Source organism: Roseomonas sp. HF4, assembly GCF_005222755.1.
In the GTDB taxonomy this organism is placed as follows: domain Bacteria; phylum Pseudomonadota; class Alphaproteobacteria; order Acetobacterales; family Acetobacteraceae; genus Neoroseomonas.
In genome coordinates this window covers 139,654-159,606 of sequence record NZ_STGD01000004.1, presented here as the reverse complement: position 1 = coordinate 159,606, position 19,953 = coordinate 139,654, and the positions used below count along the sequence as shown (strand labels likewise).

Here is a 19,953-nt window from a genome sequence, read left to right as displayed (position 1 = left end):
GTTCCGAAAAGGAGTCTGCCATGTCCCTGCCGACTGCCGCCGCCCGAGCGGCCCTGCCCGCCGGGCTGCTGATCGCCTGCGTCGTCGCGGGCGTGCTGCTGGCGAACGGCATCCGGTCCTCCTTCGGGCTCTTCCTCGGCCCGATGACCGAGGCGCATGCCTGGACCGCGTCGGGCTTCGCCTTCGCCATCGCGCTGCAGGTGCTGCTGAACGGCGTCAGCCAGCCGATCGTGGGGCAACTCGCCGACCGCTTCGGCGGCCGCAGCGTCATCATCGGCGGCGCGCTGCTCTACGCCGTCGGCATCCTCGGCATGGCCGCCTCGGACGGGCTGCCCCTGTTTACCTTCTTCGCCGGCGTCGTGATGGGCGTGGCGGTCTCGGCCGCAGGCATGCCGGTCTTCATCGCCAGCCTGACCCGCATGCTGCCCGAGACGATGCGCGGGCGCGCGGCCGGCCTCGGCACCGCCGGTTCCTCGGCGGGACAGTTCCTGGTGGTGCCCCTGGCGGGGCTCGGCATCGCGGGCCTGGGCTGGCAATGGGCGCTGGTCGCGATGGCGCTTGCGGCGCTGCTGGTCATCCCGCTCGCCTGGCCATTGTCCGACCGCCCCGCGCCGGCGCCGGCGAATGCGCCCGCGGGGACCGAGGACACGGCCGGCGCGGCGCTGTCGCGCGCGCTGGGCGAACCGTCCTTCTGGTACCTGTTCTTCGGCTTCTTCGTCTGCGGGCTGCATGTCTCGTTCCTGACCGTGCACCTGCCGGGCTTCGTCCAGTCTTGCGGCCTGCCGCTCTATGTCGGCGCCGGCGCCATCGCGGTGATCGGGCTGTTCAACATCGGCGGATCGCTGCTTTCGGGCGAACTGACGCAGCGCTGGCGGCGGCGTGAACTTCTGGTCGGCATCTACGCCGCGCGCGGCGTCGTGATGGCCGGCTTCATGGTGGCCGAGAAGACCACGACGACCGTCCTCGTCTTCTCGGCGCTGATGGGCATCCTGTGGCTGTCCACCATCCCGCCCACCATTTCGCTCTGTGCGCGCAACTGGGGTACGCGCTGGCTGGCCACGATCTTCGGGCTGATCTACCTGGGCCACCAGCTGGGTGGCTTCGCCGGCGCCTTCCTGGGCGGGGTCGTGTTCGACGCGACGGGGTCCTACGACCTGATGTGGAGTATCGGCATCGCCGCCGCGGCCTTCGCGGCGCTGATCCACCTGCCGGTGCGCGACGGGCCGCGCCCGCTGCCCGTGCCGGCCTGAGCGCGGCTTGCCCCCGCCACCCCGCCCGGTCCATACCGGCCGGACGCGCCAGTAAAGGATGACAGACGCATGCGACGACTTGCCCGCTGCCTGATCCTCGCGGCGCCGCTGCTGGCCAGCGGCGCCCTGGCGCAGGACCGCCCAGGACCGCCGCATGAATGGCTGTTCGGATCCTGGACCGGCGGCTTCTTCCCCCCGACCGACACCGTGGGCCCCCGCTGCACCGCGCAGCCCACGGTGATATTCACGCGCGACCTGGTGCTGCGCGTCGGCATCCTCGACCCCGCCTACCGGCAGCGCGTGATCGAGACGGTGGCGGGGCGCCCGGATGGCGCCAGCTTCCGCTTCACCCCGGCCGGCGCCGGCCTGCTGCCGCCCGACATCGGCTTCGGCTGCCCGGACGGGCCGAATTCGCTCGATGTCCAGCGCCTCGGCCCGGACGAGATCGTCTTCCCGAACTGCCGGGACATGCCCTCCCCGCTGCGCCGCTGCGGGAGCCCCAACCGTTGAGCGGCGACGCGCCCCGCCGCATCGCGCTGATCCACGCGCTGCGCCATTCGCCGCCGCCGATCGAGGCCGCCTTCGCGCGGCTCTGGCCGGGCCAGATCCTGATGAACCTGATGGACGACAGCCTGTCCGCCGACCTCGCGCGCGAAGGCCGGCTGACGCCCCGGATGACCGAGCGGTTCCTGACGCTCGCGCGCTATGCCGCAGGCACGGGTGCGGATGCGATCCTGTTCACCTGCTCGGCCTTCGGGCCGTGCATCGAGGCCTGCGCGGCGGACCTCGCGCCCATGCCCGTCCTCAAGCCGAACGAGGCGATGATCGAGGAGGCGGCGTCCAAGGGGCGGCGCATCGGGCTGCTCGTGACCTTCCCGGGCACCATCCCGTCCATGACGCCGGAATTTCCGGCCGGCATCACCGTGGTGCCGAAGGTGGCCGAGGGCGGGCTCGCGGCGCTCGACGCCGGCGACCTCGAGACACATGACCGCCTGGCAGAGGAAGCGGCGCGCGACCTCGCCGACTGCGACGCCATCGCGCTCGGCCAGTTCAGCCTGGCGCGGGCGAAGCAGCATGTGGAGCGCGCGACGGGCAAGCCGGTGCTGACGACGCCGGACACGGCGGTGCTCAAGCTCCGGCGCCTGCTCGGCGGCTGACGGGCAGGGCGGCGTTTGGCACGCCGCGCCCGCGACCCCATATCCTGACTGACCATGCCGGATCCCGGCTTCGCAGGAAGGAGGCATTCATGGGCAAGGTTCTCGAATGCGGCTCGGTCTTCCCGGGCTGCGAGGTCGCCATCCACGGCGATGGCGACGACGAGGTCATGGCCAAGGCCATGGAGCATGCGCGGGCCCAGCACCATGCGACCGAGCTCTCGCAGCAGCTGAGGACGCGGATGCGCAGCGCGATCAGGGACGACACGGCCGCGGACGCCGGCGCCGCCAAGGGCTGACGGCCGGCCCGCGCGGGGTGTCTACCGGCGCGGCCCCCAGGGTGACGGCGCGGCGCCCGTGGCACCCTGCGCCGGACCCTGCCACCAGGGCGCCGGCGCAGGCGCGACCCGTATGGTCGCATCGTTGTCCGCCGCCGGGTCTGCCGGGTCGGGCGCGTCCCAGGCCCCGCGCGGCGGCATCGGCCCGGGATCGCGCCCGCCGGCATAGGTGACCAGCGCCTCCACCCGCTTCGGGATGGGCGGGTGCGTCGCCATCAGGGATGACAGCGCATTGTCCCCCGCATCCTCGAGGAACAGCGCGCGCACCTGGGGCGAGACCTCGGGCATCGCGGCATTTCCCTCGACCTTGCGCAGCGCCGAGATCATGGCATCCGCGTCCGAGGTCAGTTCGACCGCCCCGGCATCGGCCAGGAATTCGCGGTTGCGTGAGAGCATCATGCGCAGCACCACGGCCAGCCCCCAGGCCAGCGCGATGATCGCGAGCCCGATCAGCGCCGCCGCGCCGGCGTTGCGGTTGCCCGAACCCGAGCCCGATCCGCGGTAGCGCCAGCCCGAGGCGCGCGCCACGCGCCGCGTGCGCGTCATCATGTCGAAGCCGAGGGAGATGATGCCGACGAAGACGACCGCGATCAGGCCGAGCCGCGCGTCCCCGTTGCGGATATGCGCGAGTTCATGCGCGACCACCGCCTGCAGTTCCCGGTCGTCCAGCGCCTCCATCAGCCCGCGCGTGACCGTGACGGCGCCCTTGTCGGGCGTGAGCCCCGCGGCATAGGCGTTCAGCGCCGGGGTCTCGATGATGGCAAGCCGCGGCATGCGCATGCCGCGGGAGATGCAGAGGTTCTCGGTCAGGTTCCAGAGCCGCGGTTCCTCGGCCCGCGTCACGGGATGCGCGCCGGTGGCCCAGTCCAGGATCCTGTTGTGCGCCATGTAGGCGATCGCGAACCAGACCGCCGCGACGCCGCACCCCGCGAGATAGAGCAGCGGCAGGTTGCGCAGCGCGTTGCGAAAGGCTCGGCCGAGGTCGTGCTGTTCGGAGCCGAACATGAGCCCCAGCCCGAGCATCGTGAGCGCGAGCAGCATCGGGAAGCCGGCCAGCAGCAGGATCGAGCGCAGGCCCGTGTTCCAGCTGTGGGTGCGCAGCCCATAGGCCTGCATCGCGCGCTGCTCCGGCTAGGAGAAGCGGACCTGGGGCGCCGACTGCACCGCGGCGCGCTCGGCCTCGGGCAACTCGAAGAAGCCGCGCTGCTGGAAGCCCATCGACTTCGCGAAGAAGACCGCGGGAATGCTCTCCGTCATCGCGTTGTATTCCGAGACGGACGAATTGTAGAATCGGCGCGCCGCCGCGATCTTGTTCTCGATGTCGGACAGCTCGGCCTGGAGGGACAGGAAGTTCTGGTTGGCCTTGAGGTCCGGATAGGCCTCCGACAGCGCAAAAAGCCGGCCGAGCGCGGCGCCCAGTTGGCCTTCGGCCGGGCCCGCCGCCGCCGGGCCCTGCGCCTGCGCCGTCACGGCGGCATTGCGTGCCTGGATCACGGCATCGAGCGTGGATTTCTCGTGCGCCGCATAGCCCTTCACGGTTTCGACAAGATTCGGGATCAGGTCGTGCCGTTGCTTGAGCTGCACGTCGACATCGGACCAGGACTGGCCCGTCACCTGCCGCAGCGCGACCAGCCGGTTGTAGATGACGACCAGCCAGATGATCAGCACCGCGACGGCGCCGAGGATGATCCATTCCATGCCGTGAGCTTCCCTGCCTAACCGCCGGAGGCTAGCGCGTCGCCCCTGCACGGCAAACCTCGCCTTGCCGGCGACGGCGATGAGAGGCGCCGCACCCGGCCCGACCCGACCAGGCGGACATAACAGACACACGCATCGGTTGTGAATTCCAGCAATACACGTGCCCGGCAAGCTCAAGAGACAGCTCACCGCAGTATTTAATGAACAAGCAATAAAATTCATATGTCGTAATTTAATTGAAATCTGAAGGAGATCTCGAGGGTCATTTTGAGTATTGTTGATGCAGGACCAGTCCCCCGATGTCCGCCTGCGCAGTACAGCCGCCGTTCCGACGCGGCCGACCGATGCTCTTGAGACCCGCAGAGCGGTCGCGCGGCGTCGCCGCGGCGGTCGAGTTCGTGCTGATCGCCCTGCCATTCTTCATCGTGATCGTCGGGATCATGGAGGTCTGCTGGCAACTCGCGAACGGCGTGGCGCTCGACCATGCGGCGCTGAAGGGAAGCCACTTCGGCGCGACCGGCGCCAGCCAGGTGCCGGCCTGGCAAACCGGCGGGCGGCCACCCGCCGAACTGCCAGGGTCCCGGTCGGAGGCGGTGCGCTGGCTCGTCTCGACCTCGATCGGGGGCCTGAACCGGCTCGACTGGCGGCGGCGCGCGGGGAATGCCAGCACCCGCAGCAGCTTCGGCGATGCCGGCGCGCCGACGCCGATCCTGCGCGGCCAGGACGGCACGCCCTTCACGATCCCGGCCGGCCAGACGCTGCTCGCGACGGAAGTCTTCGCGGTGGTCCAGCCCTGAACCATCAGCGCGGGGCTGATCGGCACCGCGCTTCCAGCCCAGTTGCAGGGCATCTCGTTCTTCCTCTCGCGGGCCTCGAAGCCGGGGCGGTTGCAGCAGCCGCCGGCCGCGCCGGTCCCGCCCGCACCGGTCCGGGAACCCGTCCACCGAGATCACGAACCTATATCGCGGCTGCGCCAGGCGGCCGGAAAACTTCTTTCCGGCACCGACGCGCGATATGCTGAACGCGGCGTTCCGGTCCATCGCGGGCCAGCTCGCGAACCTTCGTATCGCCCAGTAGCCGCGAGCCCTCACGCGGGCAGCGTCATCACCGCGCTCAGCCCACCGCCCCGCCGGTTGCGCAGCACAACATCCCCGCCATGCGCGCGCAGGATGTTGCGCGTGATGGTCAGGCCGAGGCCGGTGCCGCCCGTCTCCCGGTTCCGGCTTGCCTCCAGCCGGCGGAACGGCGTGAAGACGCCCTCGAGCTCCGCCTCCGGCACGCCGGGCCCGTCATCCTCGACCACCAGGCGCACCACGCCGCCCTCGGCCGGCGAAAGCCGCAGCCGCGCCGCGCCGCCATAGGCCACCGCGTTGCTCACGAGGTTCGCCAGCGCCCGCTTCAGCGCCACCGGGCGCGCCCGCAGCACCAGCCGCTCGGGACCATCGTAGGAAATCGCCTCGGCCATCTCTGGCCGCGCATCGGCGGCCTCGTCCGCCACCGTGCGGCACAAGGCCGCGAGATCGATGGCCGCGGCCGGCTCGGCCGCGGCGTCGTCCCGCGCGAAGGCAAGCGTCGCCGCGATCATCTGCTCCATCTCGTCGAGGTCGGACAGCATCTTCCGCCGCTGCTCGTCGTCGTCCATGAATTCGGCGCGCAGCCGCAGCCGCGTGATCGGCGTGCGCAGGTCGTGGCCGATCGCCGCCAGCATCTGCGTCCGGTCGGCCACGAAGCGGCGGATCCGGTCGGCCATCTGGTTGAAGGCGCGCGCGGCGGTTGCGACCTCCGACGGCCCTTCCTCGGGCAGCGGCGCCGCATTGACGTCGCGGCCCAGCCGGTCGGCCGCCATGGCCAGCAGCCGGACAGGGCGCATGAGCCGCGCCACCGCCCAGAGGATCAGCAGCACCGCCGCCGCCGTCATGACCACGAAGGCGGAGAGGAAGGTCTCGGAATGCCAGGGCCGCGTCGGCGGCAGGAAGATCCGGTAGTTCACCCAGCCGCCATCCGGCAGGCGGAGCGAGGCCGCGAAACCCGACGGGCCCCGGCCCGCCAGCCGCACCTCCCGCGGGCGGTCGCGCGGCGGCGCGCGGTTCAGCAGGTCGAGCCGGAACAGGCGCGCGACCTCGGGCGGCGGCGGCGGCATGCCTGGACGTACCCGCGGCTCGTCGTCCAGTTCGACCGTCAGGCCCTCGGGCAGGTCGAGTTCGGCCAGCAGTTGCGCCCTCATTTCAGGTGGGCTGCGCACCGCTGTGCGCCAGGCGACGATGGCGCGCCCGGCGATCTCGCGCGCCTGGAACAGGCGCTGCAGGTCGACGCGGTCGAGCGCATGGATGGTCAGCCCCGCCGCCTGCACCGCCATCAGCGCCACGATCAGCAGGAAGGCCGTGCGGCCGCCGAGGCTTGCGGGCAGGCGGAAGCGGCGCTTCGGCTCGGCCGGCGCCGCGGGCCGGGCCGCGACGGGCGTGCCGTCAGCCACGCTCGACCGTCGCCGCCAGGACGTAGCCGCCGCCGCGCACGGTCTTGATCAGGGTCGGGTTGCGCCCGTCATCCTCGAGCTTGCGGCGCAGGCGGGATACGGCGACGTCGATCGCCCGGTCGAAGGGGCCCGCCTGGCGGCCGCGCAGCAGGTCCATCAGCATGTCGCGCGTCAGCACACGGTTCGGCCGTTCCACCAGCACCAGCAGCAACTCGTATTCGCCCCCCGTCAGCGGCACCTCGGCGCCATCCGGATTGAGCAGCCTGCGGCGGCCGGGCTCGAGCGTCCAGCCGGCGAAGCGGATCACCTTGGCGGGCGGCTCCTTGGCCGCGCCCTCGCCGCTCGCGCGGCGCAGAACGGCGCGGATGCGCGCCAGCAACTCGCGCGGGTTGAAGGGCTTGGCCACGTAGTCGTCGGCACCGAGTTCGAGGCCGACGATGCGGTCCGTCTCCTCCCCCATCGCGGTCAGGATCACGATCGGCACGTCGGACTGTCCGCGCAGCCAGCGCGCGAAGTCGAGCCCGGGCTCGCCCGGCATCATCAGGTCCAGCACCACGAGATGGTAGCGGCCGAGGGGCCAGACCTTGCGCGCCTCCCGCGCGTCGCGCGCGGCGGTGACGCGCATGCCCTGCTTCTCGAGGAAGCGGGAGAGGAGGTCGCGGATCTCGCGGTCGTCATCGACCACCAGGATGTGCGGGGCGGGTTCCATGCACTGTTACAATAGGGCATCGGCGGTGCGGTTCACGGGAACGGCCGTGTTTCTTCTTGTATCGGCCGCGCACTCCGTTGCGGGGCGTTGCAATACCGGCGCGGGCGGGGCTTCGTGGGCGTCGTGAGCGCACCACCTGACGATCATGGCGGCGACGATCCTACCTTCCCCCGGGGTCGTCGCAGCCCCGAGGCGGCGGGGGTGCCCACACCTCCTCCCACGGCCCCCGTCGCCTCCCCCCCATCTCCCGCCCCGCTCCGCCGCGGCGTCCCGGCCTGGGCGCGGCAGGGCGTGGCGGCGGTGATCGCGCAGGACCCGGATTTCGCGCGCATCGAGCCCGCGGCCGGCCCGCTCCCCTGGCGACGGCGCGACCCCGGCTTCCCGGGCCTGCTGCGCGCGATCTGCGGCCAGATGATCAGCAACCAGGCGGCCACCGCGATCTGGGGCCGGCTCTCGGCCCTCCCCGGCGCGCTGGACCCCCTGGGGCTGCTCACGATCCAGGAGACGGCGCTGCGCGGCGCCGGCCTGTCGCGCAACAAGGTGCTGCATGTCCGCGCGCTCGCCGTGGCGATCGCGGAAGGGCGGCTTGACCTGCCGGCGCTGCGCTCCGCGCCGGAGGACGAGGCGGTCGCGGCCATCGCATCCATCCCCGGCCTCGGCCCCTGGACGGCGCAGATCCACCTGCTGTTCGGCTTCGAGCGGCCGGATGTCTTCCCGGCGGGCGACCTCGCGCTCGCGGCGGGCCTCGCGCATCTCAAGGGCCTGGCCGAGCGGCCGAAGCCGAAGGCGCTGGCCGGGATGGCCGAGGCGTGGTCCCCCTGGCGGTCGCTGGCGGCGCGTCTGCTCTGGCACCATTGGCGGCACGTGACCGGGCGCCCGGCGGGGGAGGCCGAATAGGCGGCGCGGATGGACGGCAGCGGCGCGGGATGGTTCCTTCGCCGCCATGGACTTCGCGCTTTCCCCGCGCATCCGCGCGACGCAGACACCGCCCATCCCGTCCGTCCGCGCCTGGGCCGCCCGCTACGGCGGGCAGGCGGGGCCAGTGCTCGACCTGACACAGGCCGTGCCGGGCTATCCGCCGCATGCCGACCTGCTCGCGCGGCTCGCGGAGCACGCAGGCAGCCGGGCCAGCGCCTCCTACGGCCCGATCGACGGCGAGCCCGACCTGCGGGATGCGCTGGCGCGGGACATGACGGGCTTCTATGGCGCGCCGGTCGGGGCGGCGGATGTCGCGATCACCGCCGGTGGCAACCTCGCCTTCACCATGGCGATGACGGTGCTGGCCGGCCCTGGGGAGGCGGTGATGCTGCCCGCCCCCTGGTACTTCAACCACCGCATGGCGCTGACTGCGCTCGGCATCCCCTGCGTGCCGCTGGACTGCCGCGCCGAGGACGGCTTCATCCCCGACCCGGGCCGCGCCGCGGCGCTGATGGCGGGCGTGCGCGCAATCGTGCTGGTCAGCCCCAACAACCCGACGGGCGCGGTCTATCCGCCAGACGTGATCGCAGGCTTCGCCGACCTCGCGCGCCGGCATGGCGCCTGGCTGGTGCTGGACGAGACCTACCGCGACTTCCTCAGCCCCGAGCAATCCCCGCCGCACGGGCTGTTCGCGGACGCGGGCTGGCGGGACAACGTGGTTCACCTCTATTCCTTCTCGAAGGCTTATTGCGTCCCGGGGCACCGGGTCGCGGCCATCGCGTCCGGCCCGACCTTCAGGGCCGAATTGATGAAGGCGCTCGACACCATGCAGATCTGCGCGCCGCGCGCGGCGCAGGCGGCGCTGGCCTGGGGGGTGGATGCGCTCGGCGACTGGCGCGCGGGCAACCGCGCCGTCATGGCGTCCCGCGCCGAGGCCTTCCGCCGCGCCGCCGCGCAACTGCCTGGCTGGCGGCTCGATGCGCTCGGCGCCTATTTCGCCTACCTGCGACTGCCGGAGGACGCGCCCGAGGCGGTGGCGACCGCGGAGCGGCTGGCGGTGGAGCGCGGCCTGCTCGGCCTGCCGGGCCCCTTCTTCGGGCCGGGGCAGGATCGGCACCTGCGCCTCGCTTTCGCCAATGCGGAGGCGGATGTGATCGCCGCCGTGCCGGGACGGCTGGTGGGCTGATCCGGTGCCGGTCTTCGAACGCTATCTCTCGCTCTGGGTCGCGCTCTGCATCCTGGCGGGCATCGCGCTCGGCAGCCTGGTGCCGGAGGTCTTCGGTGCGCTTGCCGCGCTCGAGGCCGGGTCGGTCAATCTGGTCGTCGCGGTGCTGATCTGGTTCATGGTCTACCCGATGATGGTGGCGGTGGATTTCGCGAGCCTCGCGCGCATCCACGAACGGCCGAAGGGCCTCGTCATCACGCTCACGGTGAACTGGCTGGTGAAGCCCTTCACCATGGCGGCGCTCGGCGTGCTGTTCTTCCAGTACCTTTTTGCGCCGCTGATCGACCCGGCCGAGGCGCCACAATACATCGCCGGGCTGATCCTGCTGGGGGCCGCGCCCTGCACCGCCATGGTCTTCGTCTGGTCGCAGATGACGAAGGGGGACCCGGCCTACACGCTGGTGCAGGTCTCATTGAACGACGTCGTCATGGTCTTCGCCTTCGCGCCGCTCGTGGCTCTGCTGCTCGGCGTGACCGACATCGCGGTGCCGTGGGAGACGCTGCTGCTCTCGGTCGGGCTCTATGTCGTGATCCCGCTCGCGGCCGGGGTCGCGACGCGGCTGCGCCTGACGCGGGGCAGTCGGGACGGCGCGCCGGTCGCGGCCTTCATCGCGCGGGTGAAGCCGCTGTCCGTGCTCGGGCTGCTGGCGACGGTCGTGCTGCTGTTCGGCTTCCAGGGCGGCGTGATCCTGGCGCAGCCGCTGCTGATCGGGCTGATCGCCGTGCCGCTGCTTGTGCAGTCCTACGGCATCTTCGCCATCGCCTATGGCTGGGCGTATCTCTGGCGCGTGCCCTTTCCCGTGGCCGCGCCCTGCGCGCTGATCGGTACGTCGAATTTCTTCGAACTCGCCGTGGCGGTCGCGATCGGGCTGTTCGGGCTGAATTCGGGCGCGGCGCTGGTCACGGTGGTGGGCGTGCTGGTGGAGGTGCCGGTCATGCTCTCCCTCGTCGCCTTCGCGAACCGCACGCGCGGCTGGTTCCCCGCGGACGACGCCGCAGCGTGAAACCCTTCCTTGGCGCCCCGCGCGCGTGATGCTGGCCTTGCGGGACATTCCCGACCCGCCGAGGGCCCACGACCGCACGCCATGACGTCACGCCGCGCCCTGATGCTCGCCACCGCGGGCCTCCTCGCCACGCAGGCGGCCGCGCGCGCCGCGACCACCACCATCGCGCTGCGCCCCGGCCAGCCGCGCGCGGCGATCCGCGTGCGGACCGAGACGCTGCCGGCCGGCGAGGCCTTCGTCATCGCCTTCTCGGGCGACGGCGCGCCGCAGGACGAGATCCGCCTGCCCACCTGGTACGGCGACGGCCGTATCCTGCAAGCCGTACCGGTTGCCGGGCGAGAGGTGCTGCTGGCCGAGTTCCAGGGCAATCGCGGCACAGGCGTCGCGCAGAAACTGGTCGCGGCGATCGGGTGCGACGATGACGGGGCGCTGCGCGTGCTCGGCATCGAGACGCTCTCCTTCCGGGACGCGCAGGTCAGCAACGCTCGACGCCGCCTGGACGGGCGGATCGAGGCGAGCGCGCGCCGCGACGCCCTGCTGCTGCACCATGCGACCACCGGGCGCATCGGCATCGGCCCCGAGCGCAGCGAGCGCTGGACGACCCGGCTGCGCTGGACGGGCCAGGGCATCCTGGCGGCGCCACCGACGCCGCGGGACGCCGGCGAGATCCGCCGTCGCGTCGACCGCGCGCGCGAACGCCTGCGCCCGATCCTCGCCGGCGCGTCGCTGACCGACGCGACGCGCATCGACTACGACGCGACCGGCATCTGGTCCGTCGGCGATGCGATCGAGTTCAGCGGATAGCGGGGGGCGCCGGGTCGAAGCCGTCCGGCACGATGCCGCGCGGGCGGATCATGTCGTAGGGCGCGCGCGGCAGGAAGCGGCCGGTGCCGGGCTCGGCCTGCACCTTGCCGTCCTGCATCACCACCTCGCCCCGGCGGATGGTGGCGACGGGCCAGCCCGTGACCTCCATCCCTTCGTAGGGCGTGTAGTCGATCGCGTGCTGCATCAGCGCGTTGGTGATGGTGACCTTCTTGCCGGGATCCCAGAGCGCGAGGTCGGCATCGCTGCCCACCGCGATCATGCCCTTGCGCGGTGCCAGGCCCATCAGCCGCGCGGGGTTCGTGCTGGTCAGGCGCACGAAGTGATCCAGCGTGATGCGTCCCTTGGAGACGCCCTCGCTGAACATGATAGGCAGCCGCGCGGCGAAGCCCGGGATGCCGTTCGGGATGTCGCGGAACACCGCGTCCGATCCGTTCTGCCGCTTGCCGCGGTCGCCTTCGTAGGAAAACGCGCAATGGTCGGAGGAGACGACGTCGAGGGTCCCCCGCCGGATCATCTCCCAGATGCGCGCATGTTCCTCCGTCGTGCGCGGCGCGGGGCTGCACATGAACTTCGCGCCCTCGAAGCCCGGGCGGTCCATGTCGGCGGCGGTCAGCGCCACGTATTGCGGGCAGGTCTCTCCCCAGACCTTCACGCCGCGCGCCTGGGCGCGGGCGATCTCCTCCGCCGCCTCCGCGCAGCTCACGTGGAAGACCTGGATCGGCTGGTCCACGAGCTCGGCCAGCGCGATGGCGCGGTGCGTGGCTTCCCGCTCCACCACCGGCGGGCGCGCCCAGGCGTGGTACTTCGGTGCCGTCATGCCGCGCTTGAGCAGCTCATGGGTGCGCCAGTTGATGGCGTCGTAGTTCTCGCAATGCACGGTCACCAGGCAGCCGAGCTCGCGCGCCTTGGTCAGCACGCGCAGGTATTGCCCGTCCGACAGGTGCAGCGGCTCGTAGGTCAGGAAGACCTTGAGGCTACGCACGCCCTCGGCGACGACGCGCGGCACCTCGTCGTCCATCACGGCGTCGGTCGGGTCGCTGATGATCTGGTGGAAGGCGTGGTCGATCATTCCCCGCCCCGCCCGCGCGCGGTAGTCGAGGTAGCGGTCCCAGACGCCGAAGCCCTTCCATTGCGGGATGAAGCAGACGACCGAGGTGGTGCCGCCGGCGAAGGCGGCCGCGCTGGCCGTCGCGAAGGTTTCCTCGTTGACCGTCAGCGGCGGTTCGGCCGCGCCGGTGCTGGCATAGCCGCCGCGCGACGGTTCCTCGATATGGCAATGGCTGTCGACGCCGCCGGGCAGCACCAGCAGGCCGTCGGCCTCGATGACGCGGGCGGCGTCGGCGATACGCTCGGCCAATGCCACGATGCGGCCGTTCTTGACGCCAATGTCGCAGCGCGTGGTGCCGTAGCCCGTCGCCACCTCGCCGCCGCGCACCGCCAGGTCGAATTCCGCCATCGTCGCTCTCCCATGCTGCGCTGCGAAGATTGCGGTGCGGCGGCCCGCCCGTCCAGCGTCAGCGGCGCGACACGAGAAGCCGCATGCCGCCCTTGGGCCGGAGCGCCAGCCGGCAGTTCGGGCGCGGCGTGAAGCCGGGGGCCAGCGCGAAGCGGAAGCGGCGGAACACGACGGACGCCACCGCCATGACCTCGGCCATGCCGAAGGCAGCGCCGGCGCAGATGCGCGGGCCGATGCCGAAGGGCAGGTACGCGAAGCGCGGCCGCCGCCGCGGCGCGTCGCCCAGGAAGCGTTCGGGCCGAAAGACATGCGGCGCGTCCCACAGCGCTTCGTGGCGGTGCAGCAGCCAGGGCACGGCCAGCACGATGTCGCCCGTCGCGATGTCCCAGCGGCGGATGCGGTCGGGGCCGAGCGCCTGGCGCGCGAAGACCGCGACCGGCGGATAGAGGCGCATCGCCTCCTGCACGACGGCACGCGTGAAGACGAGGCCCGTCAGGTCGTCGAAGCCGGGCGGCGCGGTGGGCAGTTCGGCCGCCATCCGGTCCGCCGTCGCGGGATGCAGCGCGGCCAGCATCGCGGTCCAGGTGAGCGTGATCGCGGCGCCCTCGGCACCGGCCAGGAGGAACATCACCACCTCGTCCAGCAGCCGCTCGCCGGCCAGAACGGGCGTGCCGTCGTCCCGCCGCGCATCGCGCAGCGCGGCCAGCAGCGCCGTGCCGCCGGCCGGCCCGGCCGCGCGCAGCAGCGCCGCGACGCGCGCGCGCAGCGCCGCGGCGAGCCGACCGGCCCGGCGCCGCGTGAGCCAGCCCAGCATGTCGGGCAGGCCCATCATGCCGAGCAGGTCCACGACCTCGGCCGCCTCCTGGTAGGCGGTGAAGGTCGCGGCGATGGCGGCGGCCTCGGCGCGCGGGACCGACGGGCCGAAGACCGCCAGCAGCAGCACGCGGGTGATGGCGGCGGCGAAGGCGGCGGCGACGTCGACGGGGCCATCGGCACCGGCGAAATCCCCGGCCAGTTCCTCCGCCGCCTGGACGAAGCAGGGGTGGAAGCGCGCGAGGCCCGAAGGGTGCAGCGGCGGCGCGATGGCGCCCCGCTTCTCGGCCCAGTCGTCGCCCCAGGCGATGAAGGAGGACCCGCCGATCACCGGCCGCAGCGCATCCTCGAGGAACCGGGATTTGCGCTGATACGTCGCGTGCTTCACGACGAAGACGTCGCGCACCACCTCGGGTGCATTGGCCACGAGGATGAGGCGGCCCGGAAGGCGCGTCGTGAAGACCTGGCGCCGGTAGGCATCGGCCGGGAAGATCGAGAGCAGATCGCGCCTTGCCCGCAGCAGCCCGGCCAGCATCGGCAGCGGCCGGGCGGGGGCGGCCGGCATGGGCGGAACGAAGTCGTCGGCGGGCGGGCTCATGCGGGCGCGCGAGCGTTACCGCGCCCGCGCGGCCCTGTCATCGGCGGTCCGCCGCCTCGGTGCCGTGGCCCCGGCCATAGCGCTTCTCGAGCCGGCGCTGCACCACGTCCCAGGCCGAGGTCATCAGCAGGTACCAGAGCGCCGCGACAACGAAGAGTTCCAGCACCAGGAAGCGTTCCTGGATCAGGATCTGCGTCCGGCGCAGCAATTCCTCCATGCTGATGACCGAGGCGACCGAGGTGGTCTTGAGCAGCCCGTTCACACTGTTGCCGAGCGGCGGGATGATGATGCGCATCGCCTGCGGCCAGACGACCAGCCGGAACGCCTGCGTGCGGCGGAGGCCAAGCGCCAGGCCGGCCTCGCGCTGCCCCTTGGCGACCGAGAGGATGCCGGCGCGCACCGTCTCGCTGAGATAGGCGGCCTCGTTCAGCGACAGGCCGAGCAACGCCGCCTGCACCACGGAGAAGCGCAGCCCGAACAGCGGCAGGCCGGTATAGATGATGAGCAGCTGCACCAGCAGCGGCGTGCCGCGGAAGATCCAGCAGTAGAAGGCGGCCAGGCCCGAGACGGCGCGATTGCCCGACAGCCGCATCAGCGCGAGCAGGACGCCCAGCACCAGCCCCGCGGCGAGCGACGCCGCGGTGAGCCAGAGCGTCGTGAGCGCGCCCTCCATCAGGTAGGGGTTCAGCAGGTAGTCGAAGAATCCCTGCCAGGACCAGACCTGCATCGGGTCAGGTCACGGGCGCGAAGCGGTCACTGCGGACCGACGACGGCGAAGCCGCCTTCGGCCAGCGTCACGCCGTAGCGGTCGAACAGCGTCTTCAGGCTGCCGTCGGCGTTCATCTGCACCAGCACGCGGGAGACGGCGTCGGCCAGCGGACGGGAACGGAAGGCGAGCGCGGCCGGCGTCGGGAACAGGTTGTTCAGCACGCGCGGGAATTCGCCGCGGCGGTCGAATTCCGCGGCGACGGCGTCGATCGAGGTGACAGCCTCGACCTGGCCCGCGCGCAGCGCCTGGAAGGCGACCGCGAAATTGTCGAAGGTACGGATGTTGATGGGCCGTCCGCCCGCCGCCTGCACCGCCTGGCTGATCTCGCGCAGGCGCCGTTCCTCGAAGCCGCCGATCTCGACGCCGACCGTCTTGCCAGCGAGGTCCTGTTGGCCGCGGATGTTGAGCGGGTTGCCGCGCGCGGCGGAGATGGCGACGGCGTTGTTCTCATAGCGGATCATGTGCATGAGCCGCGCGCGTTCCTCGGTGTAGAAGATGCCGGTGTTGATCATGTCCCAGCGCCGCGCCGCGAGGCCCGGGATCATCGCACTGAACTCGATCCGCACGTATTCGGGCGTCAGGCAGAGGCGGCGCGCGATCTCGGTGCCGAGTTCGATGCGCATGCCCTGCAGCTGGCCCGAGCTGTCGACGAATTGCAGCGGCGGCAGGGTCGGGTTGGTCGACATCACCAGCGTGCGCGGCTTGACCAGCTCGGAATCCGGCACGGCCGGCGTGCAGGCCGGCGCCTGCGCGAAGGCAGGCCCGGCCGCGAAGGTCGCGACGGCGGCGGCGAGAAGGATGCGGCGGTTCATCTTCATGTCTCCCTGCTATTCGGCCGCCTGCGCGGCGATGCTCATCAGCCCGATACCTTGCAAGACCCGCGCCAGCGCCGGGATATCCTCGGCCGGCAACGGCAGGCGCGGCGGGCGCGGCGGGCCCATGTCCATGCCCATCAGCCGGAACGCCGCCTTGGTGCCCGAGACGTAGCGCGGCCCGCCCACCCAGGGCAGCAGCGGCGCGAGCCGCCGATAGAGCGCGAGCGACGTGTCCCGGTCCGCCGCGAAGGCCGCGGACTCGAACATCTCGGACGACAGGCGCGGTGCCACGTTGCTGCACACCGCGACCCAGCCGATGGCGCCCAGCCACGCGCTCTCGTACCCCAGCACGCCGGCGAAGACCTCCATCCGGTCGCCGCAGAGCGCCACGATGTCGCGCACGCGCGTGGCTTCGAGCGTGCTTTCCTTGACATAGCGGCAGTTCGGGATGCGGCTGATCTCGGCCAGCATCGCGGGCGTCATGTCGACATTCGCGGTGGCCGGGTTGTTGTAGACCATGATCGGGATGCCGATCGCCTGCGCGACGGTGTCGTAGTGGTGCATCAACTCCGGCAGCGTCGGCACGGAATAGAAGGGCGGGATGATCATCACGCCGTCCGCGCCCTGGGCCTCGGCCTCCTTGGACAGCGCCACCACCTCCCGCGTGTCCTCGGTGCCGGTGCCGACCACCACCGGCACGCGGCCCCTGGCGGCGGCGACCACCGTCTCGACGATGGCCGCGCGCTCGTCGCGCGAGACCGAGAGGAACTCGCCCGTCGAGCCGAGCGGGATCAGCCCGCGCACGCCCTCGCTCACCTGGTATTCGACCAGGCGTTCGAGCGCCTTCAGGTCGACCGCGGCGCCGTCGGCGGTGAAGGGCGTGACGAGCACCGTGTAGGTGCCGCGGAAGGGCTCGCGGGACATAAGGCCTCCGGGGATGGACGCGCGCGGGACGCGTGCGATGATCCGACCCCGTTTTCCCCTTCCCGGCAAGGCCATGCGTCTCAACCACTCCCGGATAACCGTCGCCGCGCCGCCCATCCGCTTCACCTTCGAAGGGCAGGAGATCGAGGCGCTGCCGGGCGAGAGCATCGCCGCCGCGCTGTCCGCCGCCGGTATCCTCGCCTTCCGCCGCACCGGGCAGGGCGCGCCGCGCGGCCTCTGGTGCGGCATGGGCGCCTGCTGGGACTGCATCGTGACGGTGGATGGCCGCGCGGGCCAGCGCGCCTGCCTGGTGAAGGCCGAGGCGGGGCTGCGCGTCGAGGGCGCGCCGCCCGCCGATCCCGCGCCGCTTGCCGTCAGGCCGGATGCGATCGCCGATCATGCCTGCGACGTGCTCGTGGTGGGCGCGGGCCCGGCCGGCCTCTCGGCCGCCATCGCCGCCGCGCGCGCCGGCGCCACGGTCGAAGTGCTGGACGAGCGCGCCGAGCCCGGCGGGCAATACCTGAAGCCGCTGGCCAGGAGCCATGCCGACGCCGCGCCCGATCCGCAGTTCCGCCGCGGCGCCGCCCTGTTCGCCGAGGCGCGCGCGGCGGGCGTCGCGATCCACCAGGGCGCCACGGTCTGGGGCGGCTTCGCGCCGGACGAGATCGCGGCGCTGGTCGATGGCGCGGCGCTGACCTTCCGGCCGCGGCGGCTGGTCCTGGCGCCGGGCGCGCATGAACGCCCGGTGCCGGTGCCGGGCTGGACGCTGCCCGGCGTCATGACGACCGGCGGGCTGCAGACGCTGGCGCGCGCGCAGCGCGTGAGCCCGGCCGGGCGCGTCGTGATCGCGGGCAGCGGGCCGCTCAACCTGCAGCTCGCCTGCGAATTGCTGTCCGGCGGCGTCGAGGTCGCCGCCGTGGTCGAGGCGGCGCCGCGCCCGGGCCTCGGCGCCTGGCGGGACCTGCTGGCGCTGGCGCGCACTTCGCCGGACCTCGCCTGGGACGGGTTCCGGTACCTGGCGCAGTTGCGGCGCGCGGGTGTGCCGGTGCTCTGGGGCAGCAGCATCCTGGCCTGCGAGGGGGACGACCGCTTCGCCGCGCTGCGCGTCGCGACACCCGCAGGGGAGCGCCTGATCGAGGCCGGCGTGGCCGCGCTCAACATGGGCTTCCAGCCGGAAACCGGGCTGGCCCGTGCGCTCGGCTGCGCGCAGCGCTTCGCGACCGAGGGGCCCGGGGCGGAGATCGGCCGGCTCGAGACCGTTGCCGACGACGAGGGCCGCACCTCCGTCCCCGGCGTCTTCGCGATCGGCGACGGGGCTTCCATCGGCGGGTCGCGGGTCGCCTTCGCGCGCGGGCGGCTGGCCGGGGCCGCCGCGGCGCGGGACCTCGGGCACGCCGTCGCCCAGGATGACGAGGCCCGGCGCGACCTCGCGCGCGCGCTCGCATTCCAGGGCGCGCTCTGGCGCGTCTTCGCGGCGCCCGCCTTCGATGCCGGCGCGATCGCCGACGCCACGATGGTCTGCCGCTGCGAGGACGTGACCGCCGGGGCGCTGCGCGCCGCGATGGCGGGCGGCGCGCGCAGCCTCGCCGCGCTCAAGAAGGATACGCGCGCGGGGATGGGCCGCTGCCAGGGGCGCATGTGCGGCGCGACCGTCGCGCGGCTGGCCGGCGCCCCCGCAGCCGAGGCCGCCTTCGCCGCCCCGCGCGCGCCCATCCGGCCGATCCCGGCCGTGGCGCTGATGCGCGAAGTGCCCGAGGGCTTCGACGCGCCGGTGATCCACGACCCCTCACCCCTTGCCTGGCGTAGCGCCGCCGCGCCGCTCGCACCCGGTAACCGCGCCTGCGACGTGCTCGTGATCGGCGGCGGCGTGCTCGGCCTCTCCACCGCGCTGTATCTCGCGCGCGAGGGTGCGGACGTGCTGGTGGCCGACCGTTCGGAACCCGGGCTCGCGGCCAGCACGGCCAATGCCGGCAGCCTCCATGTCCAGCTGCTGCCCTATGATTTCGGCGACAAGGCGGAGGCGCTCGGCACCGCCGGTCCGGCCGCGGCGACGCTGCCGCTCGGCCCGCGCTCCATCGCGCTCTGGAAGGATATCGCGCGCGACGCGGGCGAGAGCTGCGGCATCCGCACCGAGGGCGGCGTCATGCTGGCCGAGACGGCGGAGGAATTCGACTGGCTGCGCGGCAAGGCGGCGGTCGAGCGCGGCGCCGGGATCGAGACGCATATCCTCGGCGCGAACGAGCTGCGCGACCTGGCGCCCTATCTCGCGCCGCGCTTCCTCGGCGCCGCCTTCTGCCCCGCGGAGGGCCAGATCGACCCTCTGCGCGGCACGGCGGCGCTGCTGTCGCTGGCCAGGCGCGCGGGCGCGCGCGTCGCCGGCGGCGTCGAGGTCACGGCGATCGCGCGGGAGGGAACGGGGTTCGCCGTGACGACCGAGGGCGGCACCATCCGCGCCGGGCGCATCGTCGTGGCCGCAGGGCCCTGGTCAGGGCGGATCGCGGCGCTGGCGGGCGTGCAGTTGCCGGTCGGCGGCCTCGTGCAGCAGGTGATCGCGACCGAGGCGACCGGCCCGCTGATCCCGCACCTCGTCGCCCATGCCGGGCGGCACCTGTCGCTGAAGCAGGGGCCGAACGGGCATCTGCTGATCGGCGGCGCCTGGCCCGGGGAGCACGATTCCGCGACCGGCGCCACCCGGAACCGGCGCACGAGCATCGAGGGCAATCTGTGGGTCGCCGGCCATGTCGTGCCGGCGCTGGCGGGCCTGTCGGTGCTGCGCGCCTGGACGGGGATGAACGTGCATGTCGACCGCGCGCCCATCCTGGGGGAGGCGCCCGGCTGCCCTGGGCTCTTCGCGGCCGTCACATCCTCCGGCTACACGCTCGGCCCGGTCGCCGGTCGCATGACGGCCGATGCGGTGCTCGGCCGCGAAAGGGTTGCGGACGCCTTCTCCATTTCACGCTTCGGCTAAGGGTTCCGCGCCCCTGC

General features: G+C 72.5%; 19 protein-coding genes. 10 read left to right on the top strand and 9 right to left on the bottom strand.

The window, feature by feature from the left end:
• Positions 1–20 precede the first annotated feature (20 nt).
• The 4 genes from E8M80_RS08140 to E8M80_RS08125 all read left to right on the top strand — a co-directional run bounded on the left by E8M80_RS08140 (position 21) and on the right by E8M80_RS08125 (position 2,703).
• Positions 21–1,250, top strand: a complete 1,230-nt coding sequence (locus tag E8M80_RS08140) for an MFS transporter (protein ID WP_137125184.1) — start codon at positions 21–23, stop codon at positions 1,248–1,250.
• Positions 1,251–1,319: 69 nt separating this feature from the next.
• Positions 1,320–1,760 carry a hypothetical protein gene (locus E8M80_RS08135; RefSeq protein ID WP_137125183.1) on the top strand — a complete coding sequence of 147 codons (441 nt, stop codon included), beginning with the start codon at positions 1,320–1,322 and terminating at the stop codon, positions 1,758–1,760.
• The gene (locus tag E8M80_RS08130; RefSeq protein ID WP_137125182.1) at positions 1,757–2,407 is read left to right on the top strand and encodes an aspartate/glutamate racemase family protein; all 651 of its coding nucleotides are present in this window, start codon (positions 1,757–1,759) and stop codon (positions 2,405–2,407) included. The genes E8M80_RS08135 and E8M80_RS08130 overlap by 4 nt, the downstream gene beginning before the upstream one ends.
• Before the next feature lie 89 nt (positions 2,408–2,496).
• Entirely contained in the window at positions 2,497–2,703 is a 207-nt protein-coding gene (locus tag E8M80_RS08125; RefSeq protein ID WP_137125181.1) for a DUF1059 domain-containing protein, read from the top strand.
• Between the two features lie 21 nt (positions 2,704–2,724).
• Here the strand turns inward: E8M80_RS08125 and E8M80_RS08120 are convergent, their stop codons facing one another.
• Positions 2,725–3,858 carry a M48 family metallopeptidase gene (locus E8M80_RS08120; RefSeq protein WP_137125180.1) on the bottom strand — a complete coding sequence of 378 codons (1,134 nt, stop codon included), beginning with the start codon at positions 3,856–3,858 and terminating at the stop codon, positions 2,725–2,727.
• A gap of 15 nt (positions 3,859–3,873) precedes the next feature.
• Positions 3,874–4,440 carry a LemA family protein gene (locus E8M80_RS08115; protein WP_137125179.1) on the bottom strand — a complete coding sequence of 189 codons (567 nt, stop codon included), beginning with the start codon at positions 4,438–4,440 and terminating at the stop codon, positions 3,874–3,876.
• A 344-nt stretch (positions 4,441–4,784) separates the two neighbouring features.
• Between E8M80_RS08115 and E8M80_RS08110 the strand changes: the two genes are divergently transcribed.
• Positions 4,785–5,237: a TadE family protein gene (locus E8M80_RS08110; protein ID WP_170979274.1), complete on the top strand. Its 453-nt coding sequence runs from the start codon at positions 4,785–4,787 to the stop codon at positions 5,235–5,237.
• A gap of 290 nt (positions 5,238–5,527) precedes the next feature.
• Here the strand turns inward: E8M80_RS08110 and E8M80_RS08105 are convergent, their stop codons facing one another.
• Positions 5,528–6,913: an ATP-binding protein gene (locus E8M80_RS08105; protein ID WP_240789943.1), complete on the bottom strand. Its 1,386-nt coding sequence runs from the start codon at positions 6,911–6,913 to the stop codon at positions 5,528–5,530.
• Positions 6,906–7,622, bottom strand: coding sequence for a response regulator (locus E8M80_RS08100; RefSeq protein WP_137125177.1), 717 nt, complete (start codon positions 7,620–7,622; stop codon positions 6,906–6,908). Before E8M80_RS08100 ends, E8M80_RS08105 begins: the two co-directional genes overlap by 8 nt.
• Before the next feature lie 291 nt (positions 7,623–7,913).
• Between E8M80_RS08100 and E8M80_RS08095 the strand changes: the two genes are divergently transcribed.
• The 4 genes from E8M80_RS08095 to E8M80_RS08080 all read left to right on the top strand — a co-directional run bounded on the left by E8M80_RS08095 (position 7,914) and on the right by E8M80_RS08080 (position 11,572).
• On the top strand, positions 7,914–8,519 hold the full coding sequence (locus E8M80_RS08095) for a DNA-3-methyladenine glycosylase (protein ID WP_137125176.1): 606 nt from the start codon (positions 7,914–7,916) through the stop codon (positions 8,517–8,519).
• A 46-nt stretch (positions 8,520–8,565) separates the two neighbouring features.
• Entirely contained in the window at positions 8,566–9,726 is a 1,161-nt protein-coding gene (locus E8M80_RS08090; protein WP_137125175.1) for an aminotransferase, read from the top strand.
• Positions 9,727–9,730: 4 nt separating this feature from the next.
• Positions 9,731–10,768, top strand: a complete 1,038-nt coding sequence (gene arsB, locus E8M80_RS08085) for an ACR3 family arsenite efflux transporter (protein ID WP_137125174.1) — start codon at positions 9,731–9,733, stop codon at positions 10,766–10,768.
• 81 nt (positions 10,769–10,849) lie between these two features.
• Positions 10,850–11,572 carry a hypothetical protein gene (locus E8M80_RS08080; protein ID WP_137125173.1) on the top strand — a complete coding sequence of 241 codons (723 nt, stop codon included), beginning with the start codon at positions 10,850–10,852 and terminating at the stop codon, positions 11,570–11,572.
• Here E8M80_RS08080 and hydA read toward each other — a convergent pair.
• The 5 genes from hydA to E8M80_RS08055 are packed head-to-tail and all read right to left on the bottom strand — an operon-like array spanning position 11,562 to position 16,968.
• Entirely contained in the window at positions 11,562–13,049 is a 1,488-nt protein-coding gene (gene hydA, locus E8M80_RS08075) for a dihydropyrimidinase (RefSeq protein ID WP_137125172.1), read from the bottom strand. The two genes, E8M80_RS08080 and hydA, sit on opposite strands and share 11 nt — an antisense overlap.
• Positions 13,050–13,107: 58 nt before the next feature.
• Positions 13,108–14,460, bottom strand: coding sequence for a cytochrome P450 (locus E8M80_RS08070; RefSeq protein WP_137125171.1), 1,353 nt, complete (start codon positions 14,458–14,460; stop codon positions 13,108–13,110).
• 37 nt (positions 14,461–14,497) lie between these two features.
• A complete protein-coding gene (locus E8M80_RS08065; RefSeq protein WP_137125170.1) occupies positions 14,498–15,187 on the bottom strand; it encodes an amino acid ABC transporter permease in 690 nt (229 codons plus the stop codon).
• Between the two features lie 26 nt (positions 15,188–15,213).
• On the bottom strand, positions 15,214–16,041 hold the full coding sequence (locus E8M80_RS08060; RefSeq protein ID WP_240789942.1) for an ABC transporter substrate-binding protein: 828 nt from the start codon (positions 16,039–16,041) through the stop codon (positions 15,214–15,216).
• A 15-nt stretch (positions 16,042–16,056) separates the two neighbouring features.
• Positions 16,057–16,968: a dihydrodipicolinate synthase family protein gene (locus E8M80_RS08055; protein WP_137125168.1), complete on the bottom strand. Its 912-nt coding sequence runs from the start codon at positions 16,966–16,968 to the stop codon at positions 16,057–16,059.
• A 73-nt stretch (positions 16,969–17,041) separates the two neighbouring features.
• Between E8M80_RS08055 and E8M80_RS08050 the strand changes: the two genes are divergently transcribed.
• The gene (locus E8M80_RS08050) at positions 17,042–19,936 is read left to right on the top strand and encodes an FAD-dependent oxidoreductase (RefSeq protein ID WP_137125167.1); all 2,895 of its coding nucleotides are present in this window, start codon (positions 17,042–17,044) and stop codon (positions 19,934–19,936) included.
• The last annotated feature ends 17 nt before the right edge of the window (positions 19,937–19,953 follow it).

What these genes read in the sequence shown, in the direction of transcription:
- E8M80_RS08140 (WP_137125184.1), top strand. Translation starts at nt 21, where the DNA reads ATGTCCCTGCCGACTGCCGCCGCCCGAGCGGCCCTGCCCGCCGGGCTG.
- E8M80_RS08135 (WP_137125183.1), top strand. Translation starts at nt 1,320, where the DNA reads ATGCGACGACTTGCCCGCTGCCTGATCCTCGCGGCGCCGCTGCTGGCC.
- E8M80_RS08125 (WP_137125181.1), top strand. Translation starts at nt 2,497, where the DNA reads ATGGGCAAGGTTCTCGAATGCGGCTCGGTCTTCCCGGGCTGCGAGGTC.
- E8M80_RS08120 (WP_137125180.1), bottom strand. Translation starts at nt 3,858, where the DNA reads ATGCAGGCCTATGGGCTGCGCACCCACAGCTGGAACACGGGCCTGCGC.
- E8M80_RS08115 (WP_137125179.1), bottom strand. Translation starts at nt 4,440, where the DNA reads ATGGAATGGATCATCCTCGGCGCCGTCGCGGTGCTGATCATCTGGCTG.
- E8M80_RS08110 (WP_170979274.1), top strand. Translation starts at nt 4,785, where the DNA reads ATGCTCTTGAGACCCGCAGAGCGGTCGCGCGGCGTCGCCGCGGCGGTC.
- E8M80_RS08100 (WP_137125177.1), bottom strand. Translation starts at nt 7,622, where the DNA reads ATGGAACCCGCCCCGCACATCCTGGTGGTCGATGACGACCGCGAGATC.
- E8M80_RS08090 (WP_137125175.1), top strand. Translation starts at nt 8,566, where the DNA reads ATGGACTTCGCGCTTTCCCCGCGCATCCGCGCGACGCAGACACCGCCC.
- E8M80_RS08080 (WP_137125173.1), top strand. Translation starts at nt 10,850, where the DNA reads ATGACGTCACGCCGCGCCCTGATGCTCGCCACCGCGGGCCTCCTCGCC.
- hydA (WP_137125172.1), bottom strand. Translation starts at nt 13,049, where the DNA reads ATGGCGGAATTCGACCTGGCGGTGCGCGGCGGCGAGGTGGCGACGGGC.
- E8M80_RS08070 (WP_137125171.1), bottom strand. Translation starts at nt 14,460, where the DNA reads ATGAGCCCGCCCGCCGACGACTTCGTTCCGCCCATGCCGGCCGCCCCC.
- E8M80_RS08065 (WP_137125170.1), bottom strand. Translation starts at nt 15,187, where the DNA reads ATGCAGGTCTGGTCCTGGCAGGGATTCTTCGACTACCTGCTGAACCCC.
- E8M80_RS08060 (WP_240789942.1), bottom strand. Translation starts at nt 16,041, where the DNA reads ATGAACCGCCGCATCCTTCTCGCCGCCGCCGTCGCGACCTTCGCGGCC.
- E8M80_RS08055 (WP_137125168.1), bottom strand. Translation starts at nt 16,968, where the DNA reads ATGTCCCGCGAGCCCTTCCGCGGCACCTACACGGTGCTCGTCACGCCC.
- E8M80_RS08050 (WP_137125167.1), top strand. Translation starts at nt 17,042, where the DNA reads ATGCGTCTCAACCACTCCCGGATAACCGTCGCCGCGCCGCCCATCCGC.